This window comes from Buchnera aphidicola (Pterocomma populeum), from assembly GCF_049314985.1.
GTDB classification, from domain to species: domain Bacteria; phylum Pseudomonadota; class Gammaproteobacteria; order Enterobacterales; family Enterobacteriaceae; genus Buchnera; species Buchnera aphidicola_BQ.
In genome coordinates this window covers 339887-359392 of the sequence record NZ_CP186013.1, presented here as the reverse complement: position 1 = coordinate 359392, position 19506 = coordinate 339887, and the positions used below count along the sequence as shown (strand labels likewise).

At 24.8% G+C, this 19506-nt stretch carries 16 protein-coding genes; 1 reads left to right on the top strand and 15 read right to left on the bottom strand.

What is annotated here, in order from left to right; all coding sequences use genetic code 11:
• A complete protein-coding gene (gene prfA, locus ACOI1G_RS01850) occupies positions 1–1080 on the bottom strand; it encodes a peptide chain release factor 1 (protein ID WP_422667121.1) in 1080 nt (359 codons plus the stop codon).
• A gap of 455 nt (positions 1081–1535) precedes the next feature.
• Between prfA and ACOI1G_RS01845 the strand changes: the two genes are divergently transcribed.
• On the top strand, positions 1536–2483 hold the full coding sequence (locus ACOI1G_RS01845; protein ID WP_422667120.1) for a ribose-phosphate pyrophosphokinase: 948 nt from the start codon (positions 1536–1538) through the stop codon (positions 2481–2483).
• A 119-nt stretch (positions 2484–2602) separates the two neighbouring features.
• Here the strand turns inward: ACOI1G_RS01845 and folC are convergent, their stop codons facing one another.
• From folC to ndhC, 14 genes are all read right to left on the bottom strand, one after another.
• Entirely contained in the window at positions 2603–3850 is a 1248-nt protein-coding gene (folC, locus tag ACOI1G_RS01840; RefSeq protein ID WP_422667119.1) for a bifunctional tetrahydrofolate synthase/dihydrofolate synthase, read from the bottom strand.
• A 722-nt stretch (positions 3851–4572) separates the two neighbouring features.
• Positions 4573–6042: an NADH-quinone oxidoreductase subunit N gene (locus ACOI1G_RS01835; protein WP_422667118.1), complete on the bottom strand. Its 1470-nt coding sequence runs from the start codon at positions 6040–6042 to the stop codon at positions 4573–4575.
• A 20-nt stretch (positions 6043–6062) separates the two neighbouring features.
• A complete protein-coding gene (gene nuoM / locus ACOI1G_RS01830) occupies positions 6063–7568 on the bottom strand; it encodes an NADH-quinone oxidoreductase subunit M (RefSeq protein WP_422667117.1) in 1506 nt (501 codons plus the stop codon).
• A gap of 33 nt (positions 7569–7601) precedes the next feature.
• Positions 7602–9443 (bottom strand): NADH-quinone oxidoreductase subunit L, encoded by a 1842-nt coding sequence (nuoL, locus tag ACOI1G_RS01825; RefSeq protein WP_422667116.1) that lies wholly within the window; start codon positions 9441–9443, stop codon positions 7602–7604.
• Positions 9440–9742 (bottom strand): NADH-quinone oxidoreductase subunit NuoK, encoded by a 303-nt coding sequence (gene nuoK / locus ACOI1G_RS01820; RefSeq protein WP_422667115.1) that lies wholly within the window; start codon positions 9740–9742, stop codon positions 9440–9442. Before nuoK ends, nuoL begins: the two co-directional genes overlap by 4 nt.
• On the bottom strand, positions 9739–10293 hold the full coding sequence (nuoJ, locus tag ACOI1G_RS01815) for an NADH-quinone oxidoreductase subunit J (RefSeq protein ID WP_422667114.1): 555 nt from the start codon (positions 10291–10293) through the stop codon (positions 9739–9741). The genes nuoK and nuoJ overlap by 4 nt, the downstream gene beginning before the upstream one ends.
• 11 nt (positions 10294–10304) lie before the next feature.
• A complete protein-coding gene (nuoI, locus tag ACOI1G_RS01810; RefSeq protein ID WP_422667113.1) occupies positions 10305–10847 on the bottom strand; it encodes an NADH-quinone oxidoreductase subunit NuoI in 543 nt (180 codons plus the stop codon).
• A 14-nt stretch (positions 10848–10861) separates the two neighbouring features.
• The gene (gene nuoH, locus ACOI1G_RS01805; protein ID WP_422667112.1) at positions 10862–11839 is read right to left on the bottom strand and encodes an NADH-quinone oxidoreductase subunit NuoH; all 978 of its coding nucleotides are present in this window, start codon (positions 11837–11839) and stop codon (positions 10862–10864) included.
• A complete protein-coding gene (nuoG, locus tag ACOI1G_RS01800; protein ID WP_422667111.1) occupies positions 11836–14565 on the bottom strand; it encodes an NADH-quinone oxidoreductase subunit NuoG in 2730 nt (909 codons plus the stop codon). Before nuoG ends, nuoH begins: the two co-directional genes overlap by 4 nt.
• A 105-nt stretch (positions 14566–14670) precedes the next feature.
• Positions 14671–15951: an NADH-quinone oxidoreductase subunit NuoF gene (gene nuoF / locus ACOI1G_RS01795; protein WP_422667110.1), complete on the bottom strand. Its 1281-nt coding sequence runs from the start codon at positions 15949–15951 to the stop codon at positions 14671–14673.
• Positions 15948–16460, bottom strand: a complete 513-nt coding sequence (nuoE, locus tag ACOI1G_RS01790; protein ID WP_422667109.1) for an NADH-quinone oxidoreductase subunit NuoE — start codon at positions 16458–16460, stop codon at positions 15948–15950. The genes nuoF and nuoE overlap by 4 nt, the downstream gene beginning before the upstream one ends.
• A gap of 2 nt (positions 16461–16462) precedes the next feature.
• Positions 16463–18250, bottom strand: a complete 1788-nt coding sequence (gene nuoC, locus ACOI1G_RS01785; RefSeq protein ID WP_422667108.1) for an NADH-quinone oxidoreductase subunit C/D — start codon at positions 18248–18250, stop codon at positions 16463–16465.
• A gap of 97 nt (positions 18251–18347) precedes the next feature.
• On the bottom strand, positions 18348–19025 hold the full coding sequence (locus tag ACOI1G_RS01780) for a NuoB/complex I 20 kDa subunit family protein (protein ID WP_422667107.1): 678 nt from the start codon (positions 19023–19025) through the stop codon (positions 18348–18350).
• A 68-nt stretch (positions 19026–19093) separates the two neighbouring features.
• Positions 19094–19462, bottom strand: coding sequence for an NADH-quinone oxidoreductase subunit A (gene ndhC / locus ACOI1G_RS01775; RefSeq protein ID WP_422667106.1), 369 nt, complete (start codon positions 19460–19462; stop codon positions 19094–19096).
• Positions 19463–19506: the final 44 nt, after the last annotated feature.

The following is a 19506-nucleotide window of genomic DNA, read 5'->3' as shown; positions in this document are numbered from 1 at the left end:
TTATAATTGAGATAAAGAAGCAAGCATATCAGCTTGATATTCTTGCATAATTGGATTAATTAATAAATCTAATTTTCCTTGTAATACTTCATCTAACTTATAAATAGTAAAATTAATTCTATGATCAGTAATTCGATTCTGAGGAAAATTATATGTTCGATTGCGATCTGAACGATCTCCACTGCCCAATAATAATCGTCTCATAGAAGAATTTTCTTCATGATTTTTCGCTAATTTTGCAGCAAAAATACGTGCTGAAAGAATAGATAAAGCTTTAGCTTTATTTTTATGTTGTGAACGTTCATCTTGACATTCTACTACTTGACCAGTAGGAATATGTGTGATTCTAATTGCAGAATCAGTGGTATTAACATGTTGACCACCTGCGCCAGATGAACGAAAAGTATCAATCTTCAAATCAGAAGGATTAATATCCTCTTGTTTATCTTTAGGTTTTACGGGCATAATAGCTACTGTACAAGTTGATGTATGTATTCTACCTTGTGATTCTGTTTCTGGTACTCGTTGAACACGATGCCCGCCAGATTCAAATTTTAAACGACCGCATACCCCATCTCCGGTAATTTTTGCAATTATTTCTTTAAAACCACCTTTTTCACTCTCACTCATACTAATAACTTCAATATTCCACATACATCTTTCAGTATATCTAGTATACATCCGAAATAATTCACCAGCAAAAATAGAAGACTCATCTCCTCCTGTAGCAGATCTTATTTCAATAAAACAACTATGTTTATCATTAGGATCTTTAGGTAATAATAATATTTTAATTTTTTTTTCCAGTAATCGCATCTTATTCTTAAGAGAATAAAATTCTTCTTGTGCTATATCATGAAATTCTTTATCTTGAAATAAAGATTGGATATTTTTTTTCTCTAATGCTAATTTCTCCCATTTCATAAACAATTTTATTATTTCAGAAAGTTGTAAATATTCTTTTGATAATTTTTTAAATTTTTTTTGATTTAATATAATATTTTTTTCAGTCATCATAATTTCAATTTCTTCATAACGATTTTTCAGACACTGTAATTTATTTAAAATAGAATTATGCATATTAAATTATCTCATTTATTAATAATTTTTTAAAATATTTAGAATAAAATATTTATATATATTTAAAAAAAAAATAAAATATTAATAGTAGTATAGTATAGAAATATCATTAAAAAACATGAAATCATTATGTTTTAATACATAATTACAAATTTTATAATATAAAAAATGTATTTTATTAAGCTCTTCAATTGATATCAGAATTAAAGACTATTAATATTTATATACCTCAAAATATATTTTTCTATATTTAAGTAATATTATTGATATTGTATAAAAAATTTAAAATTTTTCCATAATACATTATAAATACATCATAATAATATCAATATTTTTATTAACAACGTTTTATATTTTATAAAAATATATTTATATCTCTTTTCAATATAACATTATAATAATAATATAAAAGAATGCTATTCACTTATTATAAAAATATAGGATAAAGTTTTTTTATGTCTGATATGAAGCTATTTTCTGGAAATTCTATTCCACGACTCGCTCAATTTATTGCAAATCAATTATATATAAAATTAGGTAATGCAATTGTAAGCCGATTCAGTGATGGTGAAATTAGTGTTCAAATCAATGAAAATGTTCGTGGTGGAGACGTATTTATCATACAATCTACTTGTGCTCCTACTAACGATAATATAATGGAATTAGTAGTTATGGTAGATGCTTTGAGAAGAGCTTCTGCAGGTCGAATTACAGCAGTAATACCATATTTTGGATATGCTCGTCAAGATAGACGAGTCAGATCAGCACGTGTACCTATTACAGCTAAAGTAGTAGCTGATTTTTTATCTAGTATTGGAGTTGATCGTGTTTTAACAGTTGATTTACATGCTGAACAAATTCAAGGATTTTTTGATGTTCCTGTTGATAATGTTTTTGGTAGCTTAATTCTATTAGAAGATATGTTACAAAGAGAACTAAAAAATCCTATTGTTGTATCACCAGATATTGGTGGAGTTATAAGAGCTAGAGCAATTGCAAAACTTTTATATGATACTGATATGGCTATTATTGATAAAAGAAGACCACGAGCTAATATTTCTCAAATTATGAATATTATTGGTGATGTTGAAAATCGTGATTGCATTTTAGTAGATGATATGATAGATACAGGTGGAACATTGTGCAAAGCAGCAGAAGCGCTAAAAGAAAGAGGCGCTAAAAGAGTATTTGCTTATGCCACTCATCCCATTTTTTCTGGAGAAGCTCCAGACAATTTAAAAAACTCTGTTATTGATGAAGTAGTAGTATGTGATACCATTCCATTATCAAAAAACATTCAATTATTACCTAATGTTAGAACGCTAACTCTTTCTGGAATGCTAGCAGAAGCAATAAGACGCATTAGCAACGAAGAATCTATTTCTGCTATGTTTGAACATTAATATATTATTTTATTTAACTTTTATACTAAGCACACTATAATATTAATATCATAATAATGTGCTTAGTCTATCTAATAAAAAATTATTTTTATAAAAATATATATAATTTTAATATAATATTAACCATCTATTTTTTTTGCTATTATAAACTCAGAAACAGTTATAAAAGAACCAAATACAATTACTAAATCTTCTGGATGTAATCGTTTTTTTACTTCTATCCAAGCTTTGTGAATATTTTTTAAAAAAAAAGTATTATCTGTAAATAAATATTTTTTTAATTGATATATTGTTGCAGTACGATTTGTTTTTAGAGGTGCTGCATACCAATAATTAATAGTGTGTTTTAATGGCAAAATAATATTACGAATATCCTTATCATTTAATATTCCTATTATCGCATATATTTTACCATGTATATTCATTTTTCTAATTTTTTTGGATAAATACAAAGCAGCATCTGCATTATGTGCAACATCTAAAATAATTTGAGGAAAATAAGAAATTGTATGAAATCTACCAATTAAATATATAGTAGAAATAGATTTTCTTATAGTATTAATATTAACTTGTAATCCAGAATAATATACTGCTGATAAAGCAACAGAAACACTAGAGATGGGTATTTTCGGAATGTCTAAATTATATATATTTATATATTCATGAAAAAAATTCCAGCTATTATTATGATTATGTGTCCAGTACCAATCTATATTATTTTTTTTTAATATAACTTTATTTGATTTTGCTATTTTATTAATACAATTAGGAATATTACTATCTCCAATAATCGCAATTCTACCAGATCTAAAAATACCTGATTTTTCTCTTGCAATACTTTCTCGATCAGCTCCTAATAAAGAAATATGATCTATTCCTATATTGGTAATAATCGATATATTAGAATCTATAATATTAGTCGCATCTAGTCGCCCACCTAATCCTACTTCTAATATAATAATATCTAATAAATAATGTTTAAATAAAAATAAAGCAGATAATGTAATAAATTCAAAAAAACTTAATATAATTGAACCTCTTGCTTTCTCTATTTGTAAAAATGAAAAAACATGGTATTGCTCTTCTAAAATGTTACCATTAATTTTTACTCTTTCTAAATAGCTTACTATATGAGGAGATGTATATAGACCAACACGATAACCAGAATTCAAAAAAATTTTTTCTAGCATAGCACATGTTGTACCCTTTCCATTTGTTCCTGCCACAGTAAATATAAAAGCATTCATACTTAATAAATTTAATCTTTTAGCAATTAAATATACATTGGTAAGATTTAATGTTATATTTTTATTAAATTTTTTTAGATATTCTAACCATGTTAATAAGGCATTATGTTTAATGTCCATATTTTTATTAAATGTTCACAATATAAATATAATAATAATTGCATTTTAAATAAAAATAGTAGAAATAAAAATATATTTATTAAATAATATTGTAAACCAATTAAAATAAAATAACTGATAAACTATCTTTAAAAAGTAAAAATAATCAAAAGATTACTAGTAATAAAATATTTTTTACTATAAATATTCTTGGTAATTAGAAAAAATAATTTTTAATCTAATTAATGTATAAATAATCTAAAAAATACATTAACTCATTCAATTTATAAAAAAATACAATTTTCAGAGAAAATTATAGTAGAGCATAATATTACTACTCTCCATATGCTATATAATAAAATTTTTTTTGATAAATCAAAGATATAGAAAATGACTTAAAAATCAAAAACTAAATAAATACGTTATCTATTGAGAATAGTATTTCTAATAAATATTTAGTAATAAAATCTATTATTTAATAATTTGTAAAAATTATGCATTTATCATAATATATAATATACCAAAATAATAAAATAAAAAAAAAATAAAAAAACCAATAAAAATCATAAAAATAAATTTTTTCAACATATAATTTCGATTTATTTTTTTATATCTAACATAATCTATTATAAAATTTATTACAGTTATAAAAAAACATCTAAAACTGATAACCTTAAAAACTTTATTAAAAACTCTTGTTCATAGAGAAATATTAAATATATAATATATATATTATTAAAATTTTAAAAATAAATAAATAATTTTACTAAATTTATTAAAATATTAGGGAAAATACCCAGTATTAATAACATTATTCCAGAAAATAATATAATTATTCCAGAAAAAGTATATATCCAACGAGTAGATATACTAATATTATTACCTGATAATTGTAATGGATTCAAATACAAATTAATAATTATTCTTAAATAACAATAAAAACCTAATACACCACCAATAAAAAATGCCATTCCCAAAAACCATAAATGATTTTGAATAATAATAGATAATATATAAAACTTACCAATAAAACCAAGAGTAATAGGAACACCTGCTAAAGAAAGACATACTATTGTCATAATTACTGCTAAAATTGGTTGTCTCCAAAAAAGACCTTGATATGCAGGCATAATATCTACATCATTTGAATTATTAGGGTTTGATATAATATTAATAATTCCAAAAAAACATATATTACTAAAAAAATAACTTATTAAATAAATACTTATAGTTTCTAAAGAGAATAAATAATTATATCGTAAAGTTAACAATGTAATTAACATATAACCTAATTGAGAAATAGATGTATATCCAAACAACCTTTTTATATTATTTTGCATAATTGCCATTAAATTACCAAAAATAATAGATAAAAATATCATTAAACATATTATTTCATATAATATTGTATTGTTTTCGAATAAAATATACGGGAAAAAATTGAATAAAAGAGCAATAATAGAAATTTTTGCAGCATTAGAAAAAAAAGATAAAACCAATGCAGGAGTTCCTTGATATATATCAGCAATCCATAGATGAAAAGGAAAAATAGATAGTTTAAAAAATAAAGATAAAAAAATCATACATAAACCAAATAATACTACTAATTTTTCACTATTATATGAGACTATATTTAATATCTGACTAATAGAAGAAAAATTTAAACTTCCAGAAACAGAATATATCCATGCGATACCTAATAATAAAAAACTAGATGATATACTTGATAAAATAATATATTTTAATGAAGATTCTAAAGAATATTTATATTTATGAGAATAAAAAATTAGGCCAAAAATAGGAAAAGATATAATTTCAATGTTAACAAATAACGATGACATATGATGAGATATTGTTAATCCTATAGAACCTAAAGTAGAAATAAGAATTAATAAATAAAATTCTTCTTTATTAAATTGATATTTTGATAACCAAGAATAAGCAAAAATACAAGTAGTAATACTCGATAATAAAATCATAGAAATATATAATACCGAATATCGAGTGATATAAAATAAAGCTGTTATATATTGAGGAATAACTTTATTTACTAAGAATAAAGAAAAAAAAGATATAATTAGACCGGATATACTTAATGCAGAAACAAAAAAATGATTTCTCTGAAAAGCAATAGATAACATTACGATAGTTGCTGTTAATATTAAAATTAACAATGGTAGTAAAACTGTAAATTCTTCTAAATTCATAATCATTGCTAATTAAAACCTTATTATTAAAAAGAATCATCAAATGTTTTTTTAATATTCATTAAAGAATATTTTGTAGTATCTAAAAATATTTGCGGTTTTAAGCCAATAAAAATTACAATTAAAATTAATGATAATGATATCCATAACTCTTTTATACTAATAGAAAATAAAAAAAATTCTTTTTTAGATGTGCCATAATAAATTTTTTGCATAATATTTAAAGAATATATAGCAGAAAAAAACATACCTATAGTTGAAAGAATAGAGATAATAGGTGAAATTTTAAAAATGCTTGATAAAATTAAAAATTCACCAATAAAATTTCCTGTTCCAGGTAATCCTAAATTTGCTAAAGAAAAAAATAAACTAAACCCAGGAATCCAGTAAATATATCTCCATAAACCTCCCATTTGACGAATATCTTGTGTTTTAAAACGCTTATATAATTGACCAGATAAAATACACAAAGCAGAACTAGAAATAGTATTTGATAATATCTGTATTATTAAACCTTGTAATGCTATAAAATGATTACTATATATTGCAATAATTATTAATCCCATATGGGAAATAGAAGAATACGCAATAAAACGTTTGATATCTGTTTGCCAAAAAGCTACGAAAGCCCCATAAAAAATACTAATCAACCCTAAACACATTGCTATTGCAGAAAAATATTTAGTTGCATGGGGAAAAAGAATAATATTATAACGTAAAAGAGCATACGGTGCCGTTTTTAAAAGAATACCTATTATATCAATAGAACCACATGTAGGTAAATAAGAATGAGTATCAGGTAACCATCCATGAAAAGGGAAAATTGACATCTTTACTGCAAAAGCTATAAAAAAACATAGCATAAAAATATATTCTTTATACAAAGGCATTGAAGTATTAATTAATAAATGATAATTAAATGTTAATATTTGATGGTTTTCGTAATAAGTAAAAACTAATCCTAATATTCCTGCTAACATTAATAAACCAGAAGATTGTGTATACATAAAAAATTTATTAGCTGCTATTACTCTTTTGTTTCCTGTACTACTTTTACGACCCCATAATATAATTAAAAAATACATTGGAACTAAAATTAATTCCCAAAAAAAGAAAAATAAAAATAAATCACCCGCAATAAAAACACCTATTACACCAGTTAATATCAACATCAAATTAAAATAAAAAAAACCTTCATTTTCATGAATTTCATTCCAAGAACATAATATAGCTATAATACCTAAAAAACTAGTTAAAATAACCATTAAAAGAGATAAACCATCAACAACAATATTAAATTCAATGCTAAATCTTGATATCCAATCAGTTATAAACTCATGATTATAAGGCATAAAATTATCAATTTGAAAAAAATTATAATCTTCTATGCACCACATCATTAAAGTAATAAATAATGTTAATCCCATTCCTATTAAAGCAACCCAACGTGAAAAATTTTTTTTAAAATATGAAAAAAAAAGAGAAAAAATACTACTTAAAAATGGAATAATAATTAAAGAGCATATTAACATTACAAATATATTCCCATTGTTTACTAAAAACATTTAATTAATAAAAAATAAAATAAACATAAATATTACAATAATACTAAATACAAAAAACAATATGTAATCTCTGATATAACCATTTACCGTTTTTAATAAAAATCGATTAATAATAGTTATTATATAAATAAAAGAATTTATACTTATAGTAATAAAATCAAAACTTAAAATTTTAGAAACATATAAATATAATTTTTTAAAAAAAATATTATAAAACCAATTAAAACCCCAACCATTATATAAAAAATAAAATATTTTTTTTATAATCTTTATTTTATTAATTTTATAAATTATAATTGGATTTTCAACCCACAAATAATAAGATACAAATACTCCTAATATAGAGATCATACTAGACATAATTTCAAATTCTAATTTACCATAATTGTTTGTTATAACTGATGGAAACACAAAACACAATGGTGGAAAAATAAAAGAACCAATAAAAGTAGATCCAATTAATAAAAAAAATAAAGGAAAATTATGTGATAATCCTTTAGATAAAGTAATATTTTGAATATTATTTCTGTGAAATATAACAAAAATCATTCTAAATGTATAAATTGAAGTTAAAAAAGAACAAAATAAAGCAATAAAAAAGAAATTTAAATGACCACTTTGCAATACACTAAATAAAATATTTCCTTTGCTATAAAATCCAGAAGTTAATAAAGGAAAAGAAATTAAAGATGCACCACCAACTAAAAAATTAAAATATAAAAAAAGTGATTTTTTACGTGAAATACTCATTTTAAAAATATTTTTTTCATTTTGACTTTCTAAAATTAAAGATCCTGCAGATAAAAACAATAATGCTTTAAAAATAGCATGCATAATTAAATGAATAATAGCAGCACTCCAAGCTTGAATACCTAATGCTAAAAACATATAACCAATCTGACTCATAGTAGAATATGCTAAAATACGTTTAATATCCGTTTGCACTATCGCAGATAAACTAGATAATAAAATAGTTAATATTCCAATGAAACTGATACAATATAAAACTTCTGGAGTAAATAAAAATAAAAAATGAATTCTTGATATTAAATATATACCTACTGTAACCATAGTAGCTGCATGTATTAAAGCAGATACAGGAGTAGGACCAACCATGGCATCAGTTAGCCAAGTCTGTAATGGTAATTGTGCTGATTTTCCAATAACACCAATTAATAATAAAATATTAATTATATTTAGATGAAAAATATTATCTATATTTAAAATATTAGATAAAAAATAAATATCTTGAAAATTTAATGTACCGTATTTTTGATATATTAAGAAAAATGCAATCATTAAAAAAATATCAGATATTCGTGTTATAATAAAAGCTTTAAAAGCACATTGAACATTATATTCTTTTGAATAATAAAAACTAATTAATAAATAAGAACATACGCTTACACCTTCCCATCCTAAATACATAAATAAGAAATTATCTGCTAATACTAGTGTTAACATACTTGCTATAAATAAATTAGTATAAGCAAAAAAACGTGAATAACCTTCTCTTGATTTCATATACCAAATAGAAAAAATATGTATTAATAAACCTATACATGTCACTACATCTAACATACTTAAAGATAATCCATCCAGCATAAAACCAATATCAATATTTAATTCATTAATAGACATCCAAGTCCATAATTTTTGTACAACAAGATAAGAAGGATTATGTATAAATTGTATAGTATAAAAAATAGAAATTAAAAAAGATATTAAAATAGAACAAATTCCTATATTTTTTACATTTTTTTTAGATATTTTTCCTTGTGAAAAAGAAAGTGATAAAAAGCTCATTAATGGAAATAAAATTATAAAAAATATAATATTCATCCACTCATCTCACTTAATGTATTAATATTTAATGTTTTATTACGTCTATATAAGCGTAATAGCAAAGCTAATGCTATACTTGCTTCTGCAGCAGCTAAAGTAATAGCAAAAATATATATTATTTGACCATCTACTTGCTGCCAATACGAACTAACTACAATCAAAGCTACTCCTACAGCATTCATCATAATTTCTAAACTAATTAAAATAAATAGTATATTACGACGAACTAAAAGTGATGTTAAACCAAGTAAAAATAATATTAACGATAAAAATAATCCATCAAATAAAGAAATCATAAATTATTATCCTCATAATTACTAATGTAATATAATTTTTTCTTGTTATTATAATTTTTTGTATTTTTTTCTTTTCCAATATGAAACACCACTACTAATGCTGACAATAATAACATTGATAGTAATTCAACTAATAATACATAAGGACCAAATAAACTGATACCGACCATTTTTGAATCTATTATTGTGGAATATATAGATCGATTCTTTAAAAATAAAATAACATAAGACATAAAACAAAATAAAATGAATGATAATATACTTGGTAAAATCCAAAATTTAGGATGTAAATCTTCGTATTCTTGATCACTAGATTTAGAATCTACATTTAACATCATGATTACAAAAACAAATAAAACCATAATAGCGCCAGCATAAATAATAGCTTCTAAAGATCCTATAAAAAAAGCACCTAATAAAAAAAATATAGCAGATATAGATAACATTGAAATAATGAGATATAACAAAGAATATATTGCATTTTTTTGAATAATAACTAATAAAGTAGATATAATAGCAATTAATGAAAATGTATAAAAAATAAATAACATAATAATACTCTTTATGGTAATAAATCCTTTACGCTAATTGGTTTATGTTCAATATCTAATGTTCCTTTTTCTTTATCCTTTAAAGCTACACCAGAAAAATTATAAAAATTATAATCTGAATATTTTCCTGGACCTGAAATTAATAAATCCTTTTTTTCATAGATTAAATTAGATCTCTTAAACTCAGATAATTCAAAATCAGACATTAATTGAATAGCAGCAGTAGGACAAGCTTCTTCACATAAACCACAAAAAATACAACGTGAAAAATTAATTCTAAAAAACTCTGGATACCAACGACCATTGATTAATTCGGATTTTTGTAAAGAAATACACCCTACAGGACAAACAACAGCACATAAATTACAAGCAACACAACGTTCTTCACCATCTACATTACGCGTTAATATTATACGACCACGATAACGCGGTGATAAATATACTGGTTCTTCTGGATACATTCTTGTTTCAGATTTAAATAATATATTTATGCCAACCATCCAAATACTTCGTATTTGCGTGAAAAAACCCATAATAATATTTTTTAAATTCATAAATAAAATTTCTCTTAAACTGTTTTAAACAATATAAAAAAAGAAGTTAAAATCAAATTTAATAATGTTACAGGAAAGCAAAATTTCCATCCAAATGATAACATATGATCGTATCTTGGTCTTGGTAAAGATGCTCGAATTAAAATGAAAATAAAAATAAAAAATATTGTTTTAATAATAAACCATAACATACCAGGTAACCAAGGACCTAACCATCCTCCAAAAAACATTATAGCTATAATAGAAGAAATAATTATAATAGAAATATATTCTCCAATAAAAAATAAACCAAATTTCATACCAGAATATTCAATATGATAACCATCAGCTAATTCTTGCTCAGATTCCGGTTGATCAAAAGGATGTCTATGACAAATAGATAACCCTGCTATAAAAAAAGTTAAAAAACCAAAAAATTGTGGAAATATATTCCAAAGATTTTTTTGACTATAAACAATATCTATCATATTAAAAGAACCAGATTGAGCTACTACACCCATTAAAGATAAACCTAAAAAAACTTCATAACTTAAAGTTTGAGCAGCAGCTCGAACAGATCCTAATAATGCATATTTATTATTACTAGACCATCCAGCTAACAAAATTGAATAAACAGATAAACTAGACATTATTAAAAAAAATAATATCCCAATATTCAAATTAATAATAAAAAATTTTTCTGTAAAAGGTATAGTAGCTATTACCAATAACAAAGAGATAAAAGCAATTACTGGAGCTATAATAAATACTACTTTTTGACTAAATGGAGGAACCCAATCTTCTTTAAATAAAATTTTAATCATATCAGCACAAATTTGCAAACTTCCTCTCCATCCTACACGATTCGGACCACATCTATTTTGAAAACAGGCTAATAACTTACGTTCAACTACACTTAATATAGCGCTAGAAAAAATCATAAAAAAAAATATAAATATAACTTTAAAAAATGATAGAACAATAGTAAAAATATTAGTTTCTAAAAACATCATTGAATAAATTCCCGTAAATATTGAATTTTTTGACCAATCATGGATATGGGAAAATTTTTTCTTCCTATGGGTAAACCTATTTGCTTTCTTTTTAAATATTTTGATAATTTTACTTTTAAACAATATTTTTTATTTAAACAATAAAATTCTATTATAGAATTTTTATTCAATCCTAATGTTAATGCATCTGATATGCTTATTAATGCATATAATGAAATAATATTTTTTCTTATTATAGAGGAATATTGTGTCATTTCTTCATTTCCAAAAAGATGATAATAAGGAATTATATACCATTCTTTCTGTTTTAAATATGGCTCTATAATCAATTTAAAATAAGAACTTATTTTTTTAGTAGTATCTTTAAATACATGCACACCTGAAATACCAGAAATTAAACTTTTTCCTACTTCTTTTTGAAATTTATTCAATGCTTGAGGTGAATTCCATCCAGGAAACCATACAAATGGAATATGAGACATTAAATGATGTGGCTGATGAGATCCTTCCATAGAAAATGAAAAAATAGTATTTATATCTTTAGGCTGACAAGGTTCATGTATACTAATATGAGAACGTAAAGATGTTCTTCCACTATATCGATTAGGAGATCGAGCAATTTTTTGACCATGAATACGAAAAGAAGAATGTAATGAATTCTGTTGTATATATTTGAAAAAAGAATATTTAAAACTATAGGATTTAATTACATCATCTAAAGTTACCCAAGATTTTTTAATATTTTTTACTTTTGAATTAATAATATGTAACCACTTCCAGCTATCAATAATACAACTATTGGGATAATAAAAAAGAGGATCATATACTTGAAAAAAATGCTGTGCTCGACCTTCAAAATTTACTATAGTACCCGAGCTTTCTACAAAATTAGTAGATGATAAACTTAATTTAGAATTTTGATAAGTTTTTGTATATTGATGATCGATTGTTATAAATCTATCTTTATTTTGAAAAAGTTTATTACAATCTTCTTCTGATACATAACGATATAAATCGTATTCCATAAAAATAATTGCATCAATTTCATTATCATGAAATTTTTTTAATGCACATTCTATTGACATTCCTCCTAGAATTTTCACTCCTAATGAATTAGAAGCAGGAGTTAATAAAGATATCCCAACATCATTCATTTTTTTCTTTTTTATTGCTCTAGCGATATTAAAAGATGCTTTGATTATAGATGTACTCAAAGAATGTGAACCTGAAATAATTAATACTTTTTTAGCATTTATTAATTCTTTTGCAATTAATATTGCTTTTTTCTGCAATGTACATTTTAAATTTAATGATTTTGGTAAGCTATTATCTATCTCATGAGCAATTGCACTAGCCAACTGTATTTGATCATCAATAGAAGCAAAATAACACCATGTTGCACAATCATCTAATTTTGTTTCATGTGTATGCGTAATATATAAAGAATTCTTAATATTATCTGCTATGTTTACAATAGAAGAAGTATTCCATTGTGGAATATTATATGAATCTGATAAATCTCTTGCTTTTTTTTTCATAGATTGACGTACTGCTAAAGCAATACGGGGGGAGGTTTGTGTAATATCTTCTCCTAAAATCAAGACTACATCATAATTTTCTATTTCTTTTAATGATGGAATATGTATTGTACCATTGCATAAAATATCTATAATTAAATCAATGCATAATTGTTCTTGATGAGTCATACCATTAGAAAAATAATCTTTTCCTACTAATTCTAGTAAAGAAAAATTATTTTCTATACTAGAACGAATAGAACCAACTCCAATAATTCGTTTAAAACGTTGAAAAAATTTTATTACCATACTAATAGATTGATCAAAATTTAATGTAATTTTTTCTTTATTTACAGTATAAATAGGATTTTTAGGTCTATTTTGAAAATTTGTATGAGAATATCCAAAACGTCCTAAATCACAAATTAAGTAATGATTGATCTCTTCATGATATCTATTCTCTATACGACGAACTTCACCGTATCTCTCTCCAATACTAATATTGCATCCAATACTACAATTATGACATATACTTGGTCCATATTGCATATCCCACTTACGATTATATTTTTTTGAATGTGTTTTATCAGTAAAAACACCAGTAGGACATATTTCTATTAAATTTCCTGAATGTTCATTTTCTAAAGCACCATCTTCTATTCTTCCAAAATAAATATTATTATTAGCTCCATACACACCAAAATCTGTACCATCAGCATAATCTTGATAATACCTTACACATCGATAACATCCAATACAACGATTCATATCATGTTTAATAAAATTACCTAAATATTGGTTGTAATGTGTTCTTTTTTTAAAATTATATTTACGTATATTATGTTGTGTCATAACTGTCATATCCTGTAAATGACAGTGTCCTCCTTCTTCGCATACTGGACAATCATGTGGATGATTAGTTAACAATAGTTCTATTATATTTTTACGAAATTCTCTAGATTCACTGTTATTAATAGAAATAATACTATTTTCTATAACAGGAGTCATACAAGCCATAATTAAACGACCTTGATCATTCGGAGTATTATCATGTTGAGTAACAGCACACTGCCTGCATACACCAATACTACCTAATAAAGGATGCCAACAAAAATAAGGAATATTTAAACCTATTGATAAACAGGCTTGTAATAAATTGTATGATGGATTTAAATCATATTTTTTACTATCTATATAAACATGAGCCATAAGAGAATAATTCCAAAAATCTTATATTAAAATATATTTTTATAATAGTTTAATGATTGTATATAATAAATTTAAATTAAATTCTAATATTTTATTTTTATACAATTAATGTATTTTAATTCCTGCTTCAAATTCTGAACGAAAATATTTTATTGCACTTTGCAAAGGTGCAATAGCTCCAGGTGCATGCGCGCAAAATGTTCTTCCTGGTCCTAAATCAATACATAATCTTTCTAAAAGTTCTATATCATTTTTTTGACCTTGATTATTTTTTAATGTCTTAAGAATTTTTACAATCCATGGTAAACCTTCTCTACATGGAGTACATAAACCGCATGATTCACGTGCAAAAAAAATCTCCAAATTATATACTAAAGAAACCATATTAATTGTATTATCTACAGCCATTGCAAGACCTGTACCTAAGCGACTGCCAATTTTCTGAATACTATTGAAATTCATAGGAACATCCAAATGAATAGAAGTAAGAAATCCTGTTCCTGCGCCACCTGGTTGCCATGCTTTTAAAATTAATTTTTTTTTCATTCCAAGAGCATAATCTTCTAATATTTCACGAGCAGTAATACCAAATGGTAATTCCCAAACACCTGGATTATTGACATTTCCTGAAAAACCCATTAATTTTGTACCACAATCCTCACTTTTTGATAAATTTTTATACCATTTTATACCATTTAATAAAATAGATGGTACATTACACAAAGTTTCAACATTATTTACACAAGTAGGTCGACCCCATAATCCAAAAAAAGCTGGAAATGGAGGTTTTGATCGAGGATTAGCTCTTCGTCCTTCTAAAGAATTAATTAATGCTGTTTCTTCACCACAAATATAACGACCAGCACCAGTATGAATAATAATATCACAATCAAATCCCGTGCCTAAAATATCTAATCCAATATAACCACATTGTTTTGACTCTTTTATAGCTTTTTGAAGTATTTCTTCTGCTTTAATATATTCACCTCTTAAAAAAATATATGCACAAGATACTTTTAATGCAAATGCACTTAATAAAATACCTTCAATAAGTTGATGTGGAATTTTTTCCATCAATAATTTATCTTTATATGTTCCTGGTTCCATTTCATCAGCATTACATAGTAAATAACGAATTTTAGAATTATTATTCTTAGACATCAAACTCCATTTTAAACCAGTTAAAAATCCAGCACCACCTCTACCTTTTAAACCAGAATTTTGTATTATTTTTACAACATTTTCTGGTGATTCATTGTGTAATGTTTTTTTATAGGCAAGATATCCATTTTTACTACAATATTCTTTAATCCATACAGTATTTTCATCATCTCTTAAGCGCCATGTTAAAGGATGAGTTTCTGCAGTACGTAAAATTATCTTCATTTATATGATTTCAGTATATTTGGTATTAATTCTGGAGTTACATTAAAATACATATTATCGTTAATCATAATAACTGGACTTTTATCACAAGCTCCTAGACAACAAGTTGGTAATAAAGTAAATACATGATTTAACGTTGTTTCTCCTAATTTTATTTTTAAATAATCTTTTAAAAATATCTCGTTTTTTTTATAACCTGTTATATAACATACAACACTATCACAATAACGAATAATATTTTTTCCTACAGGTTGACGAAAAATTTGACTATAAAACGTTGCTACACCTTCTACTTCACTAGGATTAATTTTTAATATTTTAGCAATAGCATAAATAGCTTGATCACATATCCAACCACGTTTTTTTTGTACAATTTTTAACGCTTCTATAGAAACGGATCGAGAATTTTCATAATATTTTTTTTGATCTTCTATTTCATTTTTTTCTTCAATAGTCAATCTAAATGTAGTACAAATTTCTCTTATTTTATTATGTTTTTTTTTATACATTATTATCTATCCACGTCTGACATTACAAAATCTATGCTGCCTAAATATACAATTAAATCAGAAATAAGACTGCCACGAATTACTGAAGGTATTTGTTGTAAATGTGGAAAACTTGGTGTTCTTATACGAGTTCTATAACTCATGGTACCACCATCACTAATTAAGTAATAACTATTAATTCCTTTTGTAGCTTCAATCATTTGAAAGCTTTCATTAATTGGCATAACAGGCCCCCAAGAAACTTGTAAAAAATGTGTAATCATAGAATCAATATTTTTTAAAACATCGTCTTTAGATGGAGGCGTAGTTAAAGGATGATCAGATTTAAAGGGACCTAGTGGCATATTTTTTAAACATTGCTCTAAAATAATTAAACTTTGATAAATTTCTTCTACTTTAATCATTACTCTTGTATAAGAATCACTAATACCATTACCTATAGGAACATCAAAAACAAAATTTTGATATCCTGAATATGGCCTCCATTTTCTTACATCAAAATCTAAACCAGTAGCCCGCAATCCAGCTCCAGTCACTCCCCATTTTATTGCGTCTTTTTGATTATATTCTGCTATACCCTTAGAACGGTGAATTAAAATACTGTTTTTTAAAGACATTTTTATATAATACTTTAATCTTTTTGGCATCCAGATCAGAAATTCTTTTAATAAAATATTCCATCCTTTAGGTAAATCTTGCGCTACTCCGCCAATACGAAACCAAGCAGGATGCATACGAGCACCTGTAATTGCTTCAATTAAATCATAAATTTTCTGGCGATCAGTAAAAGCAAAAAAAACTGGTGTCATACAACCAACATCTTGTATAAAAGTGGAAATATATAATAAATGACTGTTAATCCGAAATAACTCTGATAACATGATTCGAATTACTTCTGCTTTTTCAGGAACACAAATACCCGACAATTTTTCTATGGCTAAAACATATGGCATTTCATTAACACATCCACCAAGATATTCAATACGATCAGTATATGGAATATAACTATGCCATGTTTGACGTTCTGCCATTTTTTCTGCTCCACGATGGTGATATCCAATATCAGGAACACAATCTACAATTTTTTCACCATCTAATTGTAATACAATTCTAAATGCACCATGAGCAGAAGGATGATTAGGTCCTAAATTTAAAAACATAAAATCCACATTTTTATTTTTGCGTTTCATACCCCATAATTCTGGTCTAAATTTCAAATTGTCCATTTCTAAATCTTCTTTTTTCTCATTTAAAAAAAAAGATTCTAAATCAGTTGCTCTAGCAGGATAATTTTTTCTTAATGGATGTCCTTTCCAACTATGTGGCATAATAAGCCGTGTTAAATTAGGATGTTTTTCAAAAACAATACCAAACATTTCCCATGTTTCACGTTCATACCAATTAGAATTAGGAAATAAACTGATTAACGTAGAAACATTTAAATCATGTTCTAATAATGGTATTTTTAACATAATATCAGAATTTCTTTCGATAGATATTAAATGATAAAAAACAGAAAAATCTGCTTTAGGTAAGTCATTTCTAAATTGACGCAGACGTTCATCAACACCATGTAAATCAAAAAGAAAATTATAAGGACGAGGTACATTATATAAAAAAAACCCTATTTTTAATAATAAAGACCGATCTATCCAAATAATCGGAAAACCCGTATGTGCTATTTGAAAATGCAATAATTTATTCCCAAAAACATCAAATAATTGATTAATTAATAAATCTTCTGATTTTTTTTTAATATCTAAAGAATCATTTTTCTTAATTACATCCATCGTGCATTTCTCTTTCTTTTTTATTAAAAGTACTACTGTAAATTATTTTTATTTAATTAATATAATTATGTAATTAATTATATGATTTTATTCTATATTATATATTTTCTGGATTAGGTAAATTCACAATAGAAATTCTTTTATCTCTTTTTATTTTTTTTTCTGATAACATATTTTTATGATATATCCCTTGATCACCAATAACCCAAGACAACGGCCTTCTTTCTTCTTGAATTAATTTTTGTAAAAGCATTAAAGCTTGTATATATGCTTCTGGACGAGGTGGACAACCAGGTATATATATATCTACAGGTAAAAACTTATCTACACCCTGAATAACAGAATATATGTCATACATACCTCCAGAATTAGCGCAAGCACCCATCGAAATAACCCATTTTGGCTCTAACATCTGATCATATAACCTTTGAATAACAGGAGCCATTTTTATAAATGGTGTCCCTGCAATCACCATAACATCTGCTTGTCTAGGTGAAGCTCTTAAAACTTCAGCACCAAATCGCGAAACATCATGAATAGAAGTAAAAGAAGTTACCATTTCTACATAACAACAAGATAATCCAAAATTATAAGGCCAAAGAGAATTTTTTCGACCCCAATTAACTAATTTATGTAATAAATTAGTTAATTTTCCCATAAAAACATTTTTTTTTATATATTCTTTGATTGGATCATCTACAATTGTAGCTGTTTCTTGCGGATAATTTTTATTTTTATTTTTTTTATCTGCTCTAGTTAAAGTATAATTTTTCATATAAAACTCCATTGATAACATGCATAGTACAAAAAAACCAAAAAATTTATTATTAATTATATAAAAATTTAATCTATAGCTTTAATTCGAATTAAATAAAATAAACCTACAAAAAGAGAAGTAACAAAAATACATACTTCACTAAAACCTATCCATCCTAATTCACGTACACTTACAGACCAAGCATATAAATATAATGCTTCAACATCAAAAATAACAAATAAAATAGCAACTAAATAAAATTTTACTGGAAAATGAATGTGTGTATTTCCTACTGATACAATACCTGATTCAAATGGAGTATTTTTATATCTAGATTTTGATTGTCCCCCTAATAACCATCCAGATAACAACATTAAACAACAGAAAAAAAAAGAAAAAATAAAAAAAACAAAAAAAGATAAGTATTCAATCAGTAAATCTGTATTTCCTAACATATATTAGATTCCTTAAAATAAGAATATTTAATTTAATAATTTAT

Excerpts from the sequence above, each read along its gene's own strand:
- nuoC (WP_422667108.1), bottom strand. The coding sequence starts at position 18,250 with ATGGATGTAATTAAGAAAAATGATTCTTTAGATATTAAAAAAAAATCA.
- nuoL (WP_422667116.1), bottom strand. The coding sequence starts at position 9,443 with ATGAATATTATATTTTTTATAATTTTATTTCCATTAATGAGCTTTTTA.
- nuoE (WP_422667109.1), bottom strand. The coding sequence starts at position 16,460 with ATGTATAAAAAAAAACATAATAAAATAAGAGAAATTTGTACTACATTT.
- ACOI1G_RS01835 (WP_422667118.1), bottom strand. The coding sequence starts at position 6,042 with ATGATTATGAATTTAGAAGAATTTACAGTTTTACTACCATTGTTAATT.
- nuoI (WP_422667113.1), bottom strand. The coding sequence starts at position 10,847 with ATGAATTTAAAAAATATTATTATGGGTTTTTTCACGCAAATACGAAGT.
- ACOI1G_RS01780 (WP_422667107.1), bottom strand. The coding sequence starts at position 19,025 with ATGAAAAATTATACTTTAACTAGAGCAGATAAAAAAAATAAAAATAAA.
- nuoH (WP_422667112.1), bottom strand. The coding sequence starts at position 11,839 with ATGATGTTTTTAGAAACTAATATTTTTACTATTGTTCTATCATTTTTT.
- ndhC (WP_422667106.1), bottom strand. The coding sequence starts at position 19,462 with ATGTTAGGAAATACAGATTTACTGATTGAATACTTATCTTTTTTTGTT.
- prfA (WP_422667121.1), bottom strand. The coding sequence starts at position 1,080 with ATGCATAATTCTATTTTAAATAAATTACAGTGTCTGAAAAATCGTTAT.
- nuoK (WP_422667115.1), bottom strand. The coding sequence starts at position 9,742 with ATGATTTCTTTATTTGATGGATTATTTTTATCGTTAATATTATTTTTA.
- ACOI1G_RS01845 (WP_422667120.1), top strand. The coding sequence starts at position 1,536 with ATGTCTGATATGAAGCTATTTTCTGGAAATTCTATTCCACGACTCGCT.
- nuoG (WP_422667111.1), bottom strand. The coding sequence starts at position 14,565 with ATGGCTCATGTTTATATAGATAGTAAAAAATATGATTTAAATCCATCA.
- nuoF (WP_422667110.1), bottom strand. The coding sequence starts at position 15,951 with ATGAAGATAATTTTACGTACTGCAGAAACTCATCCTTTAACATGGCGC.
- nuoM (WP_422667117.1), bottom strand. The coding sequence starts at position 7,568 with ATGTTAATATGCTCTTTAATTATTATTCCATTTTTAAGTAGTATTTTT.
- folC (WP_422667119.1), bottom strand. The coding sequence starts at position 3,850 with ATGGACATTAAACATAATGCCTTATTAACATGGTTAGAATATCTAAAA.
- nuoJ (WP_422667114.1), bottom strand. The coding sequence starts at position 10,293 with ATGTTATTTATTTTTTATACATTTTCATTAATTGCTATTATATCTACT.